Annotated in this window: 17 protein-coding genes and 2 tRNA genes; 8 read left to right on the top strand and 11 right to left on the bottom strand. The window is 66.3% G+C overall.

Features of this window, described 5'->3' with window-relative positions; genetic code table 11:
- Positions 1-2: 2 nt before the first annotated feature.
- Complete coding sequence (locus FND50_RS15085) at positions 3-914, bottom strand: thiamine-phosphate kinase (RefSeq protein ID WP_260850987.1); 912 nt, start codon at positions 912-914, stop codon at positions 3-5.
- Between the two features lie 240 nt (positions 915-1,154).
- On the opposite strand from FND50_RS15085, the gene FND50_RS15080 reads away from it, so the two are divergent.
- Positions 1,155-1,388, top strand: a complete 234-nt coding sequence (locus FND50_RS15080; protein WP_144286246.1) for an Lrp/AsnC ligand binding domain-containing protein — start codon at positions 1,155-1,157, stop codon at positions 1,386-1,388.
- 2 nt (positions 1,389-1,390) lie between these two features.
- Entirely contained in the window at positions 1,391-1,987 is a 597-nt protein-coding gene (locus FND50_RS15075) for a DUF3515 domain-containing protein (RefSeq protein WP_144286245.1), read from the top strand.
- Positions 1,988-2,006: 19 nt separating this feature from the next.
- On the opposite strand, the gene FND50_RS15070 is transcribed toward FND50_RS15075, so the two are convergent.
- The 3 genes from FND50_RS15070 to FND50_RS15060 form a co-directional block, all read right to left on the bottom strand.
- Positions 2,007-3,113 (bottom strand): D-alanine--D-alanine ligase family protein, encoded by a 1,107-nt coding sequence (locus FND50_RS15070; RefSeq protein WP_037204621.1) that lies wholly within the window; start codon positions 3,111-3,113, stop codon positions 2,007-2,009.
- Positions 3,114-3,205: 92 nt separating this feature from the next.
- Positions 3,206-4,330 (bottom strand): cystathionine gamma-lyase, encoded by a 1,125-nt coding sequence (locus FND50_RS15065; protein ID WP_144286244.1) that lies wholly within the window; start codon positions 4,328-4,330, stop codon positions 3,206-3,208.
- A 4-nt stretch (positions 4,331-4,334) separates the two neighbouring features.
- Positions 4,335-5,333, bottom strand: a complete 999-nt coding sequence (locus FND50_RS15060; RefSeq protein WP_005259443.1) for an NAD(P)H-dependent glycerol-3-phosphate dehydrogenase — start codon at positions 5,331-5,333, stop codon at positions 4,335-4,337.
- A 149-nt stretch (positions 5,334-5,482) separates the two neighbouring features.
- On the opposite strand from FND50_RS15060, the gene cofC reads away from it, so the two are divergent.
- The 3 genes from cofC (at position 5,483) to FND50_RS15045 (ending at position 9,448) form a co-directional block, all read left to right on the top strand.
- Positions 5,483-6,205 carry a 2-phospho-L-lactate guanylyltransferase gene (gene cofC, locus FND50_RS15055; RefSeq protein WP_005561652.1) on the top strand — a complete coding sequence of 241 codons (723 nt, stop codon included), beginning with the start codon at positions 5,483-5,485 and terminating at the stop codon, positions 6,203-6,205.
- A gap of 68 nt (positions 6,206-6,273) precedes the next feature.
- Positions 6,274-8,478, top strand: a complete 2,205-nt coding sequence (locus FND50_RS15050) for an RNA degradosome polyphosphate kinase (protein ID WP_144286243.1) — start codon at positions 6,274-6,276, stop codon at positions 8,476-8,478.
- 34 nt (positions 8,479-8,512) lie between these two features.
- Positions 8,513-9,448 (top strand): NUDIX hydrolase, encoded by a 936-nt coding sequence (locus FND50_RS15045; protein ID WP_144286242.1) that lies wholly within the window; start codon positions 8,513-8,515, stop codon positions 9,446-9,448.
- A 103-nt stretch (positions 9,449-9,551) separates the two neighbouring features.
- Here FND50_RS15045 and FND50_RS15040 read toward each other — a convergent pair whose 3' ends face one another.
- The 3 genes from FND50_RS15040 to leuC form a co-directional block, all read right to left on the bottom strand.
- Entirely contained in the window at positions 9,552-10,244 is a 693-nt protein-coding gene (locus FND50_RS15040; RefSeq protein ID WP_144286241.1) for an HU family DNA-binding protein, read from the bottom strand.
- 158 nt (positions 10,245-10,402) lie between these two features.
- On the bottom strand, positions 10,403-11,011 hold the full coding sequence (gene leuD / locus FND50_RS15035) for a 3-isopropylmalate dehydratase small subunit (protein ID WP_005240402.1): 609 nt from the start codon (positions 11,009-11,011) through the stop codon (positions 10,403-10,405).
- A 27-nt stretch (positions 11,012-11,038) separates the two neighbouring features.
- Complete coding sequence (gene leuC / locus FND50_RS15030) at positions 11,039-12,460, bottom strand: 3-isopropylmalate dehydratase large subunit (RefSeq protein WP_025432333.1); 1,422 nt, start codon at positions 12,458-12,460, stop codon at positions 11,039-11,041.
- A 138-nt stretch (positions 12,461-12,598) separates the two neighbouring features.
- On the opposite strand from leuC, the gene FND50_RS15025 reads away from it, so the two are divergent.
- The 3 genes from FND50_RS15025 (at position 12,599) to FND50_RS36105 (ending at position 14,106) form a co-directional block, all read left to right on the top strand.
- Positions 12,599-13,300, top strand: a complete 702-nt coding sequence (locus tag FND50_RS15025; protein ID WP_005240398.1) for an IclR family transcriptional regulator — start codon at positions 12,599-12,601, stop codon at positions 13,298-13,300.
- Between the two features lie 38 nt (positions 13,301-13,338).
- Positions 13,339-13,857, top strand: coding sequence for a pyridoxamine 5'-phosphate oxidase family protein (locus FND50_RS15020; protein ID WP_005240396.1), 519 nt, complete (start codon positions 13,339-13,341; stop codon positions 13,855-13,857).
- 81 nt (positions 13,858-13,938) lie between these two features.
- On the top strand, positions 13,939-14,106 hold the full coding sequence (locus FND50_RS36105; protein WP_005240394.1) for a DUF5302 domain-containing protein: 168 nt from the start codon (positions 13,939-13,941) through the stop codon (positions 14,104-14,106).
- A gap of 62 nt (positions 14,107-14,168) precedes the next feature.
- Here FND50_RS36105 and FND50_RS15015 read toward each other — a convergent pair.
- From FND50_RS15015 to FND50_RS15000, 4 genes are all read right to left on the bottom strand, one after another.
- Positions 14,169-14,241, bottom strand: a tRNA-Glu gene (locus FND50_RS15015).
- 76 nt (positions 14,242-14,317) lie between these two features.
- Positions 14,318-14,389, bottom strand: a tRNA-Gln gene (locus FND50_RS15010).
- 142 nt (positions 14,390-14,531) lie between these two features.
- Positions 14,532-16,007 carry a glutamate--tRNA ligase gene (gene gltX / locus FND50_RS15005; protein ID WP_144286240.1) on the bottom strand — a complete coding sequence of 492 codons (1,476 nt, stop codon included), beginning with the start codon at positions 16,005-16,007 and terminating at the stop codon, positions 14,532-14,534.
- Positions 16,008-16,080: 73 nt separating this feature from the next.
- Positions 16,081-16,854: a fumarylacetoacetate hydrolase family protein gene (locus FND50_RS15000; RefSeq protein ID WP_005264747.1), complete on the bottom strand. Its 774-nt coding sequence runs from the start codon at positions 16,852-16,854 to the stop codon at positions 16,081-16,083.
- Positions 16,855-16,901 lie beyond the last annotated feature (47 nt).

Here is a 16,901-nt window from a genome sequence, read left to right as displayed (position 1 = left end):
ACCTATACCGAGAAGCTCTGCCAGCCGCCGGCCCCCGGCCAGGTCTCGCCGTCGACCGAGATGCCGGACCCGTCGTGCACCGCGCCGATCGTCGTCCACCCCGCGGGGAGCGGGACGTCGGCAGGAAAGCTGGCGGCGAAGCCGTGGTCCTCTCCCCCGGTGAGCACCCATTCCCAGTGGTCGGCACCGAGAAGCTTCGCCGCCGACACCAGTTCGGGTGAGACGGCCATGTGGGATCGGGTGAGGGACATTCCGACGCCGGAGGCGTCGCAGATGTGACCGAGATCGGCGAGGAGCCCGTCGGAGATGTCGGTCATGGCGTGGGCGCCCCCGTCCGCGGCGGCCCAGGCGGCGGAATACGGCGGAGTGGGGACACGATGTGCGGCGAGAAGATCCGGGAAATTCGAGGACCCGCCGAGCAGCAGCGCGAGACCGGCCGCCGACCGGCCGAGTTCGCCGGCCACCGCGACGACGTCGCCCGGCAGCGCGCCAGACCGCCGGATCGGGCTCCTGCCACCCAGATCACCGAGGACGGTGACGGAAATCACGACCTGCCCGGCCTGCACGAGATCACCGCCCACGACGCCGGCCCCGAGTTCCTCGGCGCTCTCCCCGATTGCCGCCGAGATGCCGTCCGCCACGTCGATCGACGTGTCCGGCGGCAGGCCGAGGGAAACCAGGAAAGCGGTGGGGCGCGCCCCCATCGCCGCGACGTCGGCCGCGTTCTGTGCCACCGCCTTGCGGCCCACGTCTCGCGGGGACGACCAGTCGAGCCGAAAATGCCTGTCCTGCACCAGCATGTCGGCGGACACCGCCACCCGGCCGTCGGCCGCCCGGACGAGGGCGGCGTCGTCGCCGGGGCCGATCAGGGTGGACAGGGGCTGTACCCGTCCCTCCACCGCTCGGCCGATCACGGCGAACTCGCCGACGTCGGCGACGGTGAGGGGCGGGTCCGGGGAATCCGTCGGTGTGATGGTGTGCCTCCAGTGTCGGGTGGCCCGGGCAGCGGCCGTGGGTCCGGTCGACGGAATGTGCGACTGCGGTACCTTTTAGCTGTTGCCGGGACTTCTCGGCACGTGACCGATCAGCGCGCCGAAGCACCCGCGACTCTACCGAGATCATGCGGCGCGGAGCAGGGAAGGGCCGGAGCGAGAGTGCAAGCGTTCATCCTGATCCAGACCGAAGTCGGCAAGGCCGCGGCGATCGCGACGGAGATCGCGAAGATCACCGGAGTCCGGACCGCCGAGGACGTGGTCGGACCGTACGACGTCATCGTGCGTGTGTCCGCTGACGATGTCGCCCCCGTCGTCACGGAGATCCGTCAGGTCTCCGGCATCACTCGCACCCTCACCTGCGACGTCCCCGAAAAGTCTGCGAACAAGAACTGAGCATGTCCGATCTCGAACCCGAACAGAACACACCCGCCGGCAACTCCGACCCGGTTCCCGGGGAGCGGCGCAATCCCGCACTCATCGCGACGGCCGTTGCGCTCCCCGTGGCCCTGGTCATCGGCATCGTCGTCGCGGCGGTGTTCGCCGGCCGGAACCCGGTGAAGGAACCCGTGTCGCTGGGCCCCGTGCCCGCGCCCGCCTCCGGCTCCGCGGAGTGCGCCACCCTGATGGCGGGCCTCCCCGACGCTCTGGGCGACTACACGCGCGCCGAACTCACCGAACCCGCTCCCGAGGCTACCGCCGCGTGGCAACCGGCCGAGGGCGAACCACTCGTCCTGCGTTGTGGTCTGGACCGCCCCGCGGAGTTCGATCAGGCTTCGCCGCTGCAGGTCATCGACGGAGTTCAGTGGTTCGAGATCTCGGGCGCGAGCGCCGGAATCGACGCGAGCAGCTATTTCGCCGTCGACCGCGGCGTGTACATCGGACTCACGGTTCCCACCGGGGTGGGACCGACGCCGCTTCAGGACATTTCCGGCGCGGTGTCGCAGGCGTTGCCGCAGCAACCCCTCGATCCGGCGCCTGTGGCGAATCCCTGAGCGCCGGACCGCGGTTTATCTAGCGGAGACCGACGCCCCGCGCAAGGGCGGTGTCGACCAGGGTCGAGACGAGGGTGCCGTAGTCGACGCCCACCGCACCCCACATGCGCGGGTACATCGAGATCGACGTGAATCCGGGCATCGTGTTGATCTCGTTGATCACCGGGCCGTCTTCGGTCACGAAGAAGTCGACCCGCGCGAGTCCCTGGCAGTCGAGCGCGGAGAACGCGCGCACCGCGAGTTCACGGATCTCTTCGCTGACCGATTCGTCGAGTTTCGCGGGCACGTCGAACTCGCACACGTCGTCGAGGTATTTGCTGTCGAAGTCGTAGAACGCCTCGTCGTCGCCTGCGCCTTCCGGCATCCGGATCTCGGCGATGACGCTGGCCCGCACGTCGCCGTCCGGGAACTCGAGGACTCCGCACTCGACCTCGCGGCCGACGATCCCGGATTCGACGATCACCTTCGGGTCGTGCAGACGGGCGTGGGTGATGGCGTCGTCGAGCGCGGCCCACTCGGCCACCCGGGTGATGCCGATCGACGATCCGCCGCGGGCCGGCTTCACGAATACCGGGAGGTGGAGGCGGGACTTCTGTTCGTCGGTCAGCGTGGCGGTGCCGGGGCGCAGGACGACCTGGTACCCGATGGGCAGGCCTTCCGCGGCGAGCAGCTTCTTCGTGAATTCCTTGTCCATACCGGCAGCGCTGGCGAGCACGCCGGGACCGACGTACGGGACACCTGCGAGTTCGAGCAGGCCCTGGATCGTGCCGTCCTCGCCGTAGGCGCCGTGCAAGACGGGGAAGACGACGTCGACCGAGGCCAGGATCTTGCCCGCTTCGCCGTCGTCGAGGGCGACGAGGTCGCCGGACCGCGTCGGGTCGGCGGTGAGGGCCAGTGCGGACCCGTCTGCATCGACGCTGGGGAGTGCCCGGCCGCGGATGGCCAGCGTCTCGGGGTCGGTGGAGCCGAGGACCCACGAGCCCTCGGTGGTGATGCCGATCGGCACCACCTCGTACCGTTCCGGGTCGAGGTTCCTCAGGACGCTTCCGGCCGACACACAGGACACGGAATGCTCGTTGCTGCGGCCACCGAAGATGACGGCTACCCGGGTACGCGGTTTACTCACGACACAAACCGTACCGTCGCCGTGACAAGCTCACCGCACCCACCTCTCCTCACATTTCCTTCGCCGACCTCACGACACGTCGGGTGCCGCATTCACAATGCGGACAGGGCACGCTCGAGATCGACGACGAGATCTTCGGTGTCCTCGATTCCACACGAGATCCGCACGAACCCGTCGGGCACGGGGTCACCCCACCGGGCCCGGCGGTCGGCGCTGGTGTGGATGCCGCCGAAGCTCGTCGCAGGCACGAGGAGCTCACTTCCGGCGACGAGTCGGTGGAACTGTTCGGCGGAATCCACCTCGAAGCTCACCAGCCCGCCGAATCTACGCATCTGACCGGCGGCGACGGCGTGCGCAGGATCTCCGGGCAGCCCCGGGTACCGGACACGGTGAGCCGCCGGGTGCGACTCGAGCAGGGCGGCGAGGGCCAGGGCGTTGGCGCACTGCCGCTCGAATCGCAGACCGGCCGTCCCGAGACTCCGGTGGGCGAGCCACGTCTCGAACGGCCCCAGCACCGTGCCCGACAGCGCCCTCTCGCGTTCCATTCCGGCCAGGAAGTCGGCGTCCGACGCGGCGATGTACCCCATGAGGAGATCACTGTGACCGCTCAAAGTCTTTGTGCCGCTGGCGACTACCACGTCGGCGCCGAGTTCGAGCGGCTGCTGGCCGAGTGGGGTGGCGGTCGTGTTGTCCACCACGAGAACGGCGCCCGCCTTGGCGCACTGCTCGGACACGGCACGCAGATCCACCACGTCGAGGGACGGGTTGGCCGGAGTCTCGGCCACCACCACCGTCGTCCCCTCGGCGGACGCCAGCAGTGCGGCGGCCGCCTCGCCGGCCATGTCGGCGGTCCGCAGTTCGTGCACGGTGATGCCCATCGGCTCCAGACGCTCCCGCGCGTACGCACGCACCTGGTAATAACCGTCGGACGGAACGACCACGGTGTCACCGGCGGTGAGCAGACTCCGCAGCACGACGGTGACCGCCGACATCCCGGAGCCGACGACGAGTGCGCCCGCGGCGCCCTCGAGCGTCGCCAGCGCCGATTCGAGGTCGCGCCAGCCCGGATTGGAGGCACGCGCGTAGGTGTCGGACTCGGTTCCCTCGTCCGCGCTCAGCTGATAGGGGGCAGCGAAAACCGGCCCCCTCTGCATCGGTGAGCCGGGAACACTCTCTGCGGCAACGGCTTTGACGCAGCGGGTGGAATCACCACTCACGAGTTCACTCCGGCTTCGTGCGGCGACCGAGCAGCTGACCGATCGCGTCCTGCACCACGAGGCCCTCGTGGCACACCCGGTGCACGGCATCGGTCAACGGCATCTCGACGTCGTAACTGGCGGCGAGAGCCCGAACCGACGAGCACGATTTGACGCCCTCGGCGACCTGACCGTGAGTGGCCGCCTGGGCACTCTCGATCGAACCACCCTGGCCGAGGCGTTCACCGAACGACCGGTTGCGCGACAGGGGCGACGTGCACGTCGCAACCAGATCGCCCACTCCCGCGAGACCCGCGAGGGTGGCAGGTTTCGCACCGAGCGCTACTCCCAGCCGGATGATCTCGGCCAGACCTCGAGTGATGATGCTCGCAATCGTGTTCTCTCCCAAACCGATTCCAGATGCCATACCGCAGGCGAGGGCGATGACGTTCTTGCAGGCGCCGCCGACCTCGCACCCGATGACGTCCGAATTCGTGTACGGACGGAAGTATCCGGTGGCCGAAGCCTTCTGCAGTTCCAGCGCCCGCGTCGAATCCGTGCACGCGACGACCGTCGCCGCCGGCTGACCGATCGCGATCTCCCGGGCCAGATTGGGCCCGGACAGGACGGCGACCCGCCCCGGGTCTGCGCCGGTGACCTGGATGATCACCTGACTCATCCGCATGAGGGTGCCGGTCTCGATGCCCTTGGCGAGGCTCAGGAGGGTGGCGTTCTCGGGGATCATCGGACTCCAGACCTGCAAATTGTCGCGCAGAGACTGCGACGGCACCGCGAGAACGACGATGTCCGCGCCGTCGAGTGCGGCCCGCGCGTCGTCGGTGGCAGTCAACGACGGAGGCAGGGCGATGCCCGGCAGGTAGTCCGTGTTCTCGTGCCGCGAGACGATCGACTCGGCGATCTCACCGCGTCGCGCCCACATGGTGACATCGGTCCCGGCGTCGGCCAGGACCTTCGCAAATGCAGTCCCCCATGAACCCGCTCCCAGTACCGCAGCCTTGCTCACACAGCCCCCTCGTCGTTCGTTACCCGATGCGTCGCCCACAGTATTGCCGATGCCGAGGTCGAGCGCCGCCCCGCTACCGAACTCGTTCGCTGCTCAGCCACGACCGGGCGTCCGGAGCACCACCCCGCGCGGGCTGGCAAGATATCCGCATGAGCACAGCGACCCGATCCGTGGCGCCGCGCGCGCACGTACTCGTCGCCGTGAAGGAACTCCACGCGGCCAAGACGCGGCTGTCGGGTGTCTTCGACACGGACGACCGCACCGGACTGGTGCTGTCGATGCTGCGCGACACCCTCGCCGTCGTCAGCGATGTCGCGACGGTCGTCGGTGTCACCGTGGTCACGCCGGACCCCGCGGTGGCGCGGCTCGCACGCAGCGTCGGCGCGCATGTCTACGCCGACCCCGCACCTGTTTCCACCGAAGACCGGCCGGACGAGGCCGGCACCGAGCACGGTCTCAATGCGGCGCTGTCGGCGGCGGCCGAGCACGTCCGCAGCAACGAGCGCGGAGTCGACGTCGTCGCACTCCAGGCCGATCTTCCGTCTCTGCGCGGAGGCGAATTCGGTGAAGCACTCGCCGCGGCGAGAACCGGCGGCAGGTCGGTGGTCGTCGACCATCACGGCACCGGAACCGCCGCACTGTTCTCCTGCGACCCGGAAATTCCGCTCGATCCCCGGTTCGGACCCGGATCGGCGAAGCGGCATCTCGAATCCGGGGCCCGTCCCCTCGACGGGCACTGGCCGGGTCTGCGGACCGACGTCGACACCGCCGACGATCTCGATGCCGCGCAGGCTCTCGGCGTCGGACCTGCGACGCGTGCCGCACTCGACGCACTCGAACACACCGCCCCCTCGCGCTGCGGAAACGAGTAGGCAACGCACCCCGCGTGAATTTGCCCCATCGATTGTCCGCGGCCGAATTCTCGAGGGATGATCGTGGGGTGAGTAACCGAGAAGCACTCGACCAGCAGACCGACGTCGACGGAAAGAACGGAACCCGCGACGGCATCGTCACGGCGAATCCCACGAACGTTCCCATGGCGCCCCCCGCTGCCACGAGTGCCCTCACGAGCGCACTGACCGACGGGCTCCCCGAAGATCGTTACCTGAACCGCGAACTCAGTTGGCTCGATTTCAATGCCCGGGTTCTCGCCCTCGCCGAGGACACGTCGCTGCCGCTGCTCGAACGCGCCAAGTTCCTCGCCATCTTCGCGTCCAATCTGGACGAGTTCTTCATGGTCCGTGTCGCCGGACTCAAGCGCCGCGACGAGACCGGGCTGTCCGTGCGGTCCGCCGACGGTCTCTCCCCCCGTGAACAGCTCTCGCTGATCGCGACCCGGACCCAGGAGATCTCGGAGAAGGCCGCCCGGGTCTTCCTCGACTCCGTTCGTCCCGCGCTTGCCGCCGAAGGGATCTCCATCATCGGATGGGACGATCTCACCGAGGACGACCGCGAGCGCCTGTCGGTGCATTTCCAGGACCAGATCTTCCCCGTACTCACTCCGCTCGCCGTCGACCACGCCCACCCGTTCCCGTATATCAGCGGCCTGAGTCTCAACCTCGCGGTGACGGTGAAGGATGCGGTCACGGGTGGCGAACACTTTGCGAGGGTCAAGGTTCCGGACAACGTGGGCCGGTTCGTCCGCGTCCGCCGTGACGAGACTCCCTCCTCCATCGACGCGTTCCTGCCCCTGGAAGATCTGATCTCCGCACACCTCGACATGCTGTTCCCGGGCATGGAGATTGTGGAGCACCATGCATTCCGGATTACACGCAACGCCGATTTCGAGGTCGAGGAAGACCGCGACGAAGATCTCCTGCAGGCGCTCGAGCGTGAGTTGGCCCGCCGCCGCTTCGGTTCACCGGTGCGACTCGAGGTCGCGGACGACATGACCGAGCACATGCTCGAACTCCTCCTACGCGAACTCGACGTCGATCCCGGCGACGTCATCCAGGTACCCGGACTGCTGGATCTGTCGTGCCTCTGGCAGGTGTACGCGGTCGACCGGCCGGCCCTCAAGGACGCACCGTTCGTCCCGGCAACGCATCCGGCGTTCGGCGAGCGAGAAACGCCCAAGAGCGTCTTCTCCACCCTCCGCGACGGCGACGTCCTGGTCCACCATCCGTACGACTCGTTCTCCACGAGTGTTCAGCGCTTCATCGAACAGGCTGCGGCCGACCCCCAGGTTCTGGCGATCAAGCAGACTCTCTACCGCACTTCGGGCGACTCCCCCATCGTCGACGCGTTGATCACCGCCGCCGAGGCGGGCAAACAGGTTGTGGCACTGGTCGAGATCAAGGCGCGATTCGACGAGCAGGCGAACATCAAATGGGCGCGCAAGCTCGAACACGCGGGGGTGCACGTGGTGTACGGACTGGTCGGGCTCAAGACCCACTGCAAGACGTGCCTCGTCGTCCGCCGCGAAGGGTCCACCATCCGGCGTTACTGCCACATCGGTACCGGCAACTACAACCCGAAGACCGCCCGGCTGTACGAGGACATCGGCCTGCTCACCGCGGCACCCGAGATCGGCGCAGACCTTACCGACCTGTTCAATTCCCTCACCGGCTACTCGCGGAAGACGCAGTACCGCAACCTCCTCGTCGCGCCGTACGGCGTCCGCCGGGGAATCATCGAGCGGATCGACGGTGAGATCGCGCACAAGCTGCGAGGCGAGGATGCCGGAATCCTACTGAAGGCCAACGCCTTGGTCGACGAACAGGTGATCGACTCGCTCTATCGCGCATCCAAGGCCGGTGTGCCCGTCGAGATCGTCGTGCGTGGCATCTGCGCCCTCAAACCCGGAGTGCCCGGCCTGAGCGAGAACATCCACGTCCGGTCGATTCTCGGACGTTTCCTCGAGCATTCCCGCGTCTTCCATTTCCGCGGCGCCGACGAATTCTGGATCGGCAGCGCAGACATGATGCACCGCAACCTCGACCGACGTGTCGAGGTCATGGCGCAGGTGAAAGATCCTCGACTCACTGCTCAGATAGGCGAGATCATCGATTCCGCGCTCGATCCCGTCACGCGGTGCTGGGTGCTCGGGGCCGACGGCCGGTGGGTTCCGTCGCCTGCCCACGGCGAGGAGGTTCGCGACCACCAGGAGGCCATGATGCGCAAACGAATGGGCACCGGATCCTGATCGCGGCGAATCCGCGGAAGAAGGAAGGAACTCGGTGAGCAGTTCACCCGGCAAACCGGTCAAAGCCAATATCTTCGCCGCGGGCGCCGTGCTGTGGCGAAAATCTCCCGGTAATCCCGACGAGATCGAGATCGCGCTCATTCACCGGCCCAAATACGAGGACTGGTCATTTCCCAAGGGAAAGCTCGACCCCGGCGAGACTGCCGTGGTGGCCGCACTGCGTGAGGTGGAAGAAGAGACGGGAATTCGCGGGCGTCTCGGCCGGCATCTCGGCGCGTTGACGTATCCGATTCCGGGCCACCGCCGATTGAAACGTGTCGAATACTGGGCGGCAGAAGCCCGTGCCGGCGAATTCGTCTCCAACAGCGAAGTGGACGAAATGCGGTGGCTTCCCGTATCCGAGGTCGCCGATCAACTGTCGTATCCCATGGATCGCAAGATGCTCCGTCGATTCACGGCTCAGCCACCCGACACCGCGACCGTGCTACTGGTCCGGCACGCCAAGGCTGGAAGCCGGAAACGCTACAAGGGTGACGACACCACCCGGCCCCTGGATGCGAACGGCCAACTCCAGGCCCAAGCGCTCGTCGCGCAGCTCGAGGCGTTCGGAGCCACGGACATCACGTCGGCCGACCGGACGCGGTGCACACAGACGGTCGAGCCGCTGGCACGCGCGTTGGACACGACCGTCCGGTTGGATCCGTTGCTGTCCGAGGAGAGTTACACCGCCGACCCGGTGGCCACTCGCACACGGGTCCGCAAGATCGCCGCTCTCGGCGGAGTTCAGGTGATCTGCAGTCAGGGTGGCGTCATTCCCGATCTGCTCGACTGGTGGGCGGAGATCGACGGCATCGCGCTTCCCCCGGCGCGGAACCGAAAGGCGAGCACCTGGGTGCTCTCGCTGTCCGGTGGCAAACTCATCGCCGCCGACCATATCGACAGTCCGCTGCCTCCCACCCGGAAGGACTGAGACCCGCCGACCGGAGTTCACCGGGACACCAGGAGAACACAGACAGGCGCCAACCCCCAGGGTCGGCGCCTGTCTGTGTTCGGGCAGTCCTGTGTGCGCTGTATTACTTGGCGCGCTTCGCGGGAGCCTTCTTTGCTGCGGTCTTCTTGGCTGCAGTCTTGGCCGGAGCCTTCTTTGCTGCGGTCTTCTTGGCAGCCGTGGTCTTGGCCGGAGCCTTCTTGGCCGCAGTCTTCTTGGCAGCCGTGGTCTTGGCCGGAGCCTTCTTGGCCGCAGTCTTCTTGGCAGCCGTGGTCTTGGCCGGAGCCACCTTCTTCGCCACGGTCTTCTTGGCAGCCGTGGTCTTGGCCGGAGCCTTCTTGGCCGCAGTCTTCTTGGCAGCCGTGGTCTTGGCCGGAGCTGCCTTCTTGGCTGCGGTCTTCTTGGCAGCCGTCTTCTTGGCAGCAGCCTTCTTGGCGGCGGCCTTGGTGGCGGGTGCCGCTGCACCGCGCTTGACTGCCGGACCGGTGGCCGGAAGCTTCTGGCCGCCAGCGATAACCGCCTTGAACTGAGCGCCCGGACGGAACGCCGGCACCGACGTCGGCTTGACCTTGACGGTCTCACCCGTGCGCGGGTTACGTGCGACACGTGCCGCGCGACGACGCTGCTCGAAGACACCGAAACCGGTGATGGTCACGCTGTCGCCGCGGTGCACTGCCCGGACGATCGTGTCCACGACATGCTCGACAGCTTCCGTTGCCGTGCGCCTGTCCGTGCCCAGTTTCTCGGTCAGAACATCGATGAGCTCTGCCTTATTCATTGAAATTCCTCCGCGAACTAATGGTCCATCATCGGACCGACTACGAACTACGGTAAACCTGAATACCGCAGGAGTCTATGTGCCACGCCAATTCTCATACAACGCGGCACCATTCTCAGGAACTTATTATCTGGGAGACAGGGCTCCGATTCCAACTTTCAGTCGGCCGGAGTGGGCTCCGGAAGAGTCGCAGGTTTCCAAGAAGGCCTTGACTTTTCGAACTCGGAAATGGCTTCTACCTGCCGCAATGTCAATCCGATGTCGTCCAGACCCTCGATCAGACGCCATCGCGTGTAGTCATCAATCGCAAAGGGCACCACGGTGGTTCCGGCCGTCACAGTCTTGTTCTCGAGGTCGACAATCAATTCGAGACCGGGTTGCTCGTCGAGCAACTTCCAGAGCAGTTCGACGTCCGACTGGGCTACCTGAGCGGCCAGCAGACCGGCCTTGCCGGCGTTGCCCCGGAAGATGTCCGCGAAGCGAGACGCGATCACGACCCGAAATCCGAAGTCGGATAGCGCCCACACGGCGTGCTCCCGGGAGGAGCCCGTGCCGAAATCGGGCCCGGCCACCAGAACGCTGCCCTTGTCGTACGGGGCGACGTTCAGAACGAAGTTCGGATCGTTCCGCCACGCGGCGAACAGACCGTCCTCGAAACCGGTGCGGGTCACTCGTTTCAGGTAGACCGCCGGAATGATCTGGTCCGTGTCCACGTTGGATCGCCGCAGCGGAACGCCGATACCTTTGTGTGTGCTAAAGGATTCCATCGAAAAATCTCCTAAATTCCTTGGGTCCTAGGCCAGATCTGTCGGCGCGGACAGTGTTCCCCGGACTGCGGTCGCGGCGGCGACCAGCGGCGAAACCAGGTGAGTCCGGCCGCCCTTGCCTTGACGGCCTTCGAAATTGCGGTTGGACGTGGAGGCCGAACGCTCGCCGGGCGCGAGCTGATCCGGGTTCATCCCGAGGCACATCGAGCACCCCGCCTGCCGCCATTCGGCGCCCGCGGCGGTGAAGATCTCGCCGAGACCCTCCTTTTCGGCCTGCGCGCGCACGCGCATCGAGCCCGGCACGATCAGCATCCGGACCCCGTCGGCGACGTGGCGGCCGCGCAACACGTCGGCCACGGCCCTCAGATCCTCGATCCGGCCGTTGGTGCACGAACCCACGAAAACTGTGTCGATCGCCACCTCACGCAACGGAGTTCCGGCTTCGAGACCCATGTAGGTCAACGCCTTCTCCGCGGCGTGACGCTCGCTCTCGTCCACGATCTCGGCCGGATTCGGCACGGCCTCGCCGAGCGGCAGGCCCTGCCCCGGGTTGGTGCCCCAGGTCACGAACGGCGTCAGCGAGCTCGCGTCGATGTGGACCTCGTTGTCGAAAACCGCGCCCTCGTCGGTCTTCAACTGTTCCCAGGCCTCCACCGCGGCGTCCCAGTCGGCACCCTTCGGCGCGTGGGGTCGTCCCTTGATGAATTCGTAGGTGATCTCGTCGGGGGCGATCATGCCTGCTCGCGCACCCGCCTCGATGGACATGTTGCAGACGGTCATCCGCGCTTCCATCGACATCTTCCGGATCGCTTCGCCGCGGTACTCCAGGACGTAGCCCTGGCCTCCACCCGTTCCGATCTTCGCGATGACAGCCAAAATGAGATCTTTACTCGTCACGCCTTCGGGCAATTCGCCGTCGACGGTGATCGCCATCGTCCGGAAAGGACGCAACGACAGCGTCTGCGTCGCCATGACGTGTTCGACCTCACTGGTGCCGATACCCATCGCGAGCGCGCCGAACGCGCCGTGGGTGGACGTGTGGCTGTCACCGCACACCACGGTCATGCCGGGCTGGGTGAGCCCCAGCTGGGGTCCGACGACGTGGACGATGCCCTGATCGATGTTTCCCATCGGGTGCAGCCGGACACCGAATTCCTCACAGTTGCGCCGCAGCGTGTCCACCTGAGTCTTGGAGACGGGGTCTGCGATCGGCTTGTCGATGTCGACGGTGGGGACGTTGTGGTCTTCGGTGGCGATCGTCAGGTCGGGCCGGCGCAGTGGGCGCCCCGCCAGCCGGAGTCCGTCGAATGCCTGCGGACTCGTCACTTCGTGAACGAGATGCAGGTCGATGTAGATGAGGTCGGGGTTGTCTCCCTCACCCCGGACCACGACGTGGTCTTCCCACACCTTCTCTGCCAGGGTGCGTGCTTTCTCCGCCATCTTCTCCACCTCTGTGTGTCTTCTCGCACCGCGGGCTTCGGGCCCGTCCGCCGTGCGCTTGATGTCGTTACCCTCTTCCCGGACACGCACTCGACGTGAGACGAAGGTGCGCTATGATCCCAGTATGCGAGAAAGTGGTATCGACCTATGAGACAGCATAGCGGCATCGGGGTCCTTGACAAAGCGGTGGGCGTGCTGCATGCCGTGGCCGAGAAGCCCTGCAGCCTCACCGAACTGTGCTCGCGCACCGGACTCCCCCGCGCCACCGCCCACCGGCTGGCCGTCGGGCTCGAGGTCCACCGCCTCCTGACCCGCGACTCCGACGGGCTGTGGTGCCCCGGACCCGGCCTCGCCGAACTCGCTGCAACGGCTAACGATCCGCTCGTCTCGGCGGCGGCGCTCGTCCTTCCGCGACTGCGCGAGATCACCGGTGAGAGCGTGCAGCTGTACCGCAGGGAAGGCACGCAGCGCATCTGTGTGGCGGCGATGGAGCCGCCCACGGGCCTCCGCGACACCGTTCTCGTCGGGGCGCGACTGCCGATGAGCGCCGGCTCGGGCGCCAAGGTCCTTCTCGCCTGGGCCGACCCACAGACCCAGCGCGCGATTCTTCCCGACGCGGCGTTCGGCGAACGCGTGCTGCTCGAGGTTCGCAGACGCGGCTGGGCGCAGAGCGCCGCCGAGCGGGAACCCGGTGTCGCCAGTGTCGCCGCACCCGTACGGGATGCCGGCGGCGCTGTCATCGCAGCGATTTCGGTGTCCGGACCCATCGACAGAATGGGCAGGCGCCCCGGCGCCCGGTGGGCGGCCGACCTGCTCGCCGCCGCGGAGGCGTTGCACAAGAGACTCTGACCACTCACGACCGCCGTTCACCGCGACAGGAGAAGCCGATGGGGAAGAACCAACGATCGCAGATCACGATGACGGATTCGGAGATCGCCGAATTCGTGGATCGGAGCCGGATCGCCACGCTCGCAACGGTGGCAGCGGACGGCAGACCTCATCTGGTCGCCATGTGGTACGCCGTGATCGACGGCGAGATCTGGTTCGAGACGAAGTCGAAATCGCAGAAGGCGGTCAACCTGCGCCGTGACGATCGGGTTACCGTCCTGATCGAGGACGGCCAGACGTACGACACCCTGCGCGGAATTTCCATCGAGGGCCGGGCGGAGATCGTGGAGGACCCGGACGCGATGTTCGCGGTCGGGGTCAGCGTCTGGGAACGCTACACCGGGCCCTACACCGACGATCTGCGTCCCGCCATCGATCAGCTGCTGTACAAGCGGGTTGTCGTGCGGATCGTTCCCGAGCGCATCAGGAGCTGGGATCACGCCAAGCTCGGCATGCCCGCGATGCCGGTGGGCGGGACCACGGCCGCGTACCTGGAGACGGCCGACCGCCGCGCCTGACCGCGGGCAGAAAAACGGGCGCATTCTCGGTGCCCTCGGCGTAGCTTCACAGAGTGAACCGACTACCCGAGGGAGTTCACCATGACTGACGCCAGTAACGAGGACACGAAAAAGAAATTCCGCGAAGCACTCGAGCGGAAGAATCATCAGGCCGGGCTGTCCACCGATCACAAGGACGGACATTCCAAGGCGCACGAGGCCCACGGGCCTGCCGACCACAAACGCGAATTCCGCCGCAAGACCGGATAAACGACACATCGTCCCGGATAAAGAGAAACACCCTCCAATTTCTTGGAGGGTGTTTCTTTTTGTAGCCCCGACGGGATTCGAACCCGCGCTACCGCCTTGAGAGGGCGGCGTCCTAGGCCGCTAGACGACGGGGCCAGGAACTTTGTCTTGCTTTGGAAGCTCAGCAAGCATAGCCTCCAGAAGTTCGGAGTCAAAATCGGCCGAACTTCCGCTGGGGTACCAGGACTCGAACCTAGAATGGCGGTACCAGAAACCGCTGTGTTGCCAATTACACCATACCCCAATGGCCGTTCTCGGACCGCTGAGCTTCTGGGCTCTGCGGCCCGCCTCGGGCCGAAGAAGAGATTACCAGCCTACTGCCGGGATTTACCAAATCGTATGGTCAGAGGCTGTTTTTGCACCCTTTTCGGCCCGAGAGCGGCGTTCTAGCCGGCGATGCCGGCCCGCGCAGAGCGCAGCCGGGACAGCGAAACGTCGCGTCCGAGCAGTTCCATCGATTCGTACAGCGGCGGACTGATGTGCGAGCCCGTGACGGCCACCCGCACCGGAGCGAACGCCTTACGTGGCTTGAGGCCCAGTTCGTCCACGAGAGCGGTCTTGAGGGCCTCTTCCAGTGAGGCCGCATCCCACGCCTCGACTGCGTCCAGCGACGCGAGGGCGGCGTCCAGTACGGGTACGGCGTCGGCGCCCAGGTTCTTGGCAGCGGCGGCAGGATCGATCGCGAAGTCGGCCTCGTCGACGAACAGGAACTTCAGCAGATCCCAGGCGTCGGACAGGACGACGATGCGCGTCTGAACCAGTTCGGCAGCGGTCGCGAAGACGGACTCGTCCACGGTCTCCCCGAGATGGCCGTGGAGCGTCAGGAACGCGCGCAGGCGCGCGGCGAAATCAGCGGGCTCGAGCAGCCGGATGTGCTCGGCGTTGATCGCGTCGGCCTTTTTCTGGTCGAACCGGGCCGGATTGGAATTGACCTTGGAGATATCGAAGGCGGCGACCATCTCGTCCAGCGAGAACACGTCGTGGTCGTCGGAAATACCCCAGCCCAGCAGCGCCAGGTAATTCAACAGTCCCTCGGGGACGAAACCGCGATCGCGATGGATGAAGAGATTCGACTCGGGGTCGCGCTTGGACAGTTTCTTGTTGCCCTGCCCCATCACGAACGGCAGATGCCCGAACTTCGGAGTGAACTCGGCCACGCCGATCCGCTGCATCGCCTCGTAGAGGGCGAGCTGCCGCGGCGTCGACGACAGCAGGTCCTCGCCGCGCAGGACATGTGTGATCTTCATCAACGCGTCGTCGACAGGGTTGACCAACGTGTACAGCGGAATCCCGTTGCCGCGGGTGAGGGCGAAGTCGGGAACGGTTCCGGCCTTGAACGTCGTCTCGCCGCGCACGAGGTCGTCCCACGTCAGGTCGTGATCCGGCATCCGGAGCCGCACCACGGGTTTGCGGCCTTCGTCGAGGAACGCCTGCCGCTGCTCCGGTGTCAGATCACGATCGAAGTTGTCGTAGCCGAGCTTGGGATCGCGGCCGGCCGCCTTGTGCCGCTCCTCGACCTCCTCGGGTGTCGAGAACGACTCGTACGCCTCGCCCGCCGCGAGCAGCTTCGCGACGACGTCCAGATGCAGGTCCCGTCGCTGGGACTGACGGTAGGGCTCGTACGGTCCCCCGACCTCCGGGCCCTCGTCCCAGTTCAGTCCGAGCCAGCGCAGCGCGTCCAGGATCGCCTGGTACGACTCCTCGCTGTCACGGGCAGCATCGGTGTCCTCGATGCGGAACACGAACGAACCACCGTTGTGTCGGGCGAACGCCCAGTTGAACAGGGCGGTTCGGACGAGCCCCACGTGCGGGGTTCCGGTGGGCGACGGGCAGAAACGGACGCGAACTTCGCTTGTGGTCATGGCTCACTTGGGTCGACGCTGGGAAAACGGACTCCTACAGGCTAGTCCGCTCCCGATTTCGACACGAGAGCCGTCAGCGCTTGGCAGTCACCGGGTTGGTGAGGGTGCCGATACCACCGATGGTCACGCTCACGCTCTGACCGTCGACGATCGGACCGACGCCTTCAGGGGTGCCCGTGAGGATGACGTCGCCCGGGAGCAGCGTCATGACAGCCGACACCCATTCGATGATCTTCGGAATGTCGTGCAGCAGAAGCGAAGTGTTGCTCGACTGCTTCACCACCCCGTCCACCTCGGTGGTGATGTCGACGTCGGAGGCGTCGAGCCGGGTCTCGATCCACGGTCCCAGTGGGCAGAACGTGTCGTGGCCCTTCGCCCGCGTCCACTGCCCGTCGTGGCGTTGGTGGTCACGGGCCGACACGTCGTTGGCGGCCGTATACCCGAGCACCACGTCGAGAGCCTTGGCGGCGGGCACGTCCTTGCAGGGGCGTCCGATGACGACCGCGAGTTCTCCTTCGTAATGAACTTCATTGGAGGACTTCGGCAGGACGATTGCGGCGTCGGGGCCCACGATCGAGGTGTTGGGCTTGAGGAAGATCACAGGATCGGCAGGCGCCTCGCCCCCCATCTCGGCGGCGTGGGCGGCGTAGTTCTTTCCGATCGCGACGACCTTGCTCGCAAGGATCGGTGCCAGCAGTCGCACATCGGCGAGTGGCCAGCTCCGTCCGGTGAAAGTGGGGGTGCCGAACGGGTGCTCGGCGATCTCCTTCGCGATCCGGGACCCCTCGTCCCCCTCGATACTGACGAACGCAACACCATCGGGACTTGCCACTCGACCAAGACGCATGGTGCCGAGTCTATCGGCCCCGGTTCACCGCCGTACCGGGACGCCGG

The organism is Rhodococcus sp. WB9 (assembly GCF_007558985.1).
GTDB lineage: Bacteria > Actinomycetota > Actinomycetes > Mycobacteriales > Mycobacteriaceae > Rhodococcus_F > Rhodococcus_F opacus.
This window is presented reverse-complemented; position numbering and strand designations above follow the sequence as displayed.

Coding starts and splice junctions, on each gene's coding strand:
- FND50_RS15020 (WP_005240396.1), top strand. CDS start 13,339: ATGGGGAAGAACCAACGATCGCAGATCACGATGACGGATTCGGAGATC.
- FND50_RS36105 (WP_005240394.1), top strand. CDS start 13,939: ATGACTGACGCCAGTAACGAGGACACGAAAAAGAAATTCCGCGAAGCA.
- FND50_RS15075 (WP_144286245.1), top strand. CDS start 1,391: ATGTCCGATCTCGAACCCGAACAGAACACACCCGCCGGCAACTCCGAC.
- leuD (WP_005240402.1), bottom strand. CDS start 11,011: ATGGAATCCTTTAGCACACACAAAGGTATCGGCGTTCCGCTGCGGCGA.
- cofC (WP_005561652.1), top strand. CDS start 5,483: ATGAGCACAGCGACCCGATCCGTGGCGCCGCGCGCGCACGTACTCGTC.
- gltX (WP_144286240.1), bottom strand. CDS start 16,007: ATGACCACAAGCGAAGTTCGCGTCCGTTTCTGCCCGTCGCCCACCGGA.
- FND50_RS15040 (WP_144286241.1), bottom strand. CDS start 10,244: ATGAATAAGGCAGAGCTCATCGATGTTCTGACCGAGAAACTGGGCACG.
- FND50_RS15000 (WP_005264747.1), bottom strand. CDS start 16,854: ATGCGTCTTGGTCGAGTGGCAAGTCCCGATGGTGTTGCGTTCGTCAGT.
- FND50_RS15025 (WP_005240398.1), top strand. CDS start 12,599: ATGAGACAGCATAGCGGCATCGGGGTCCTTGACAAAGCGGTGGGCGTG.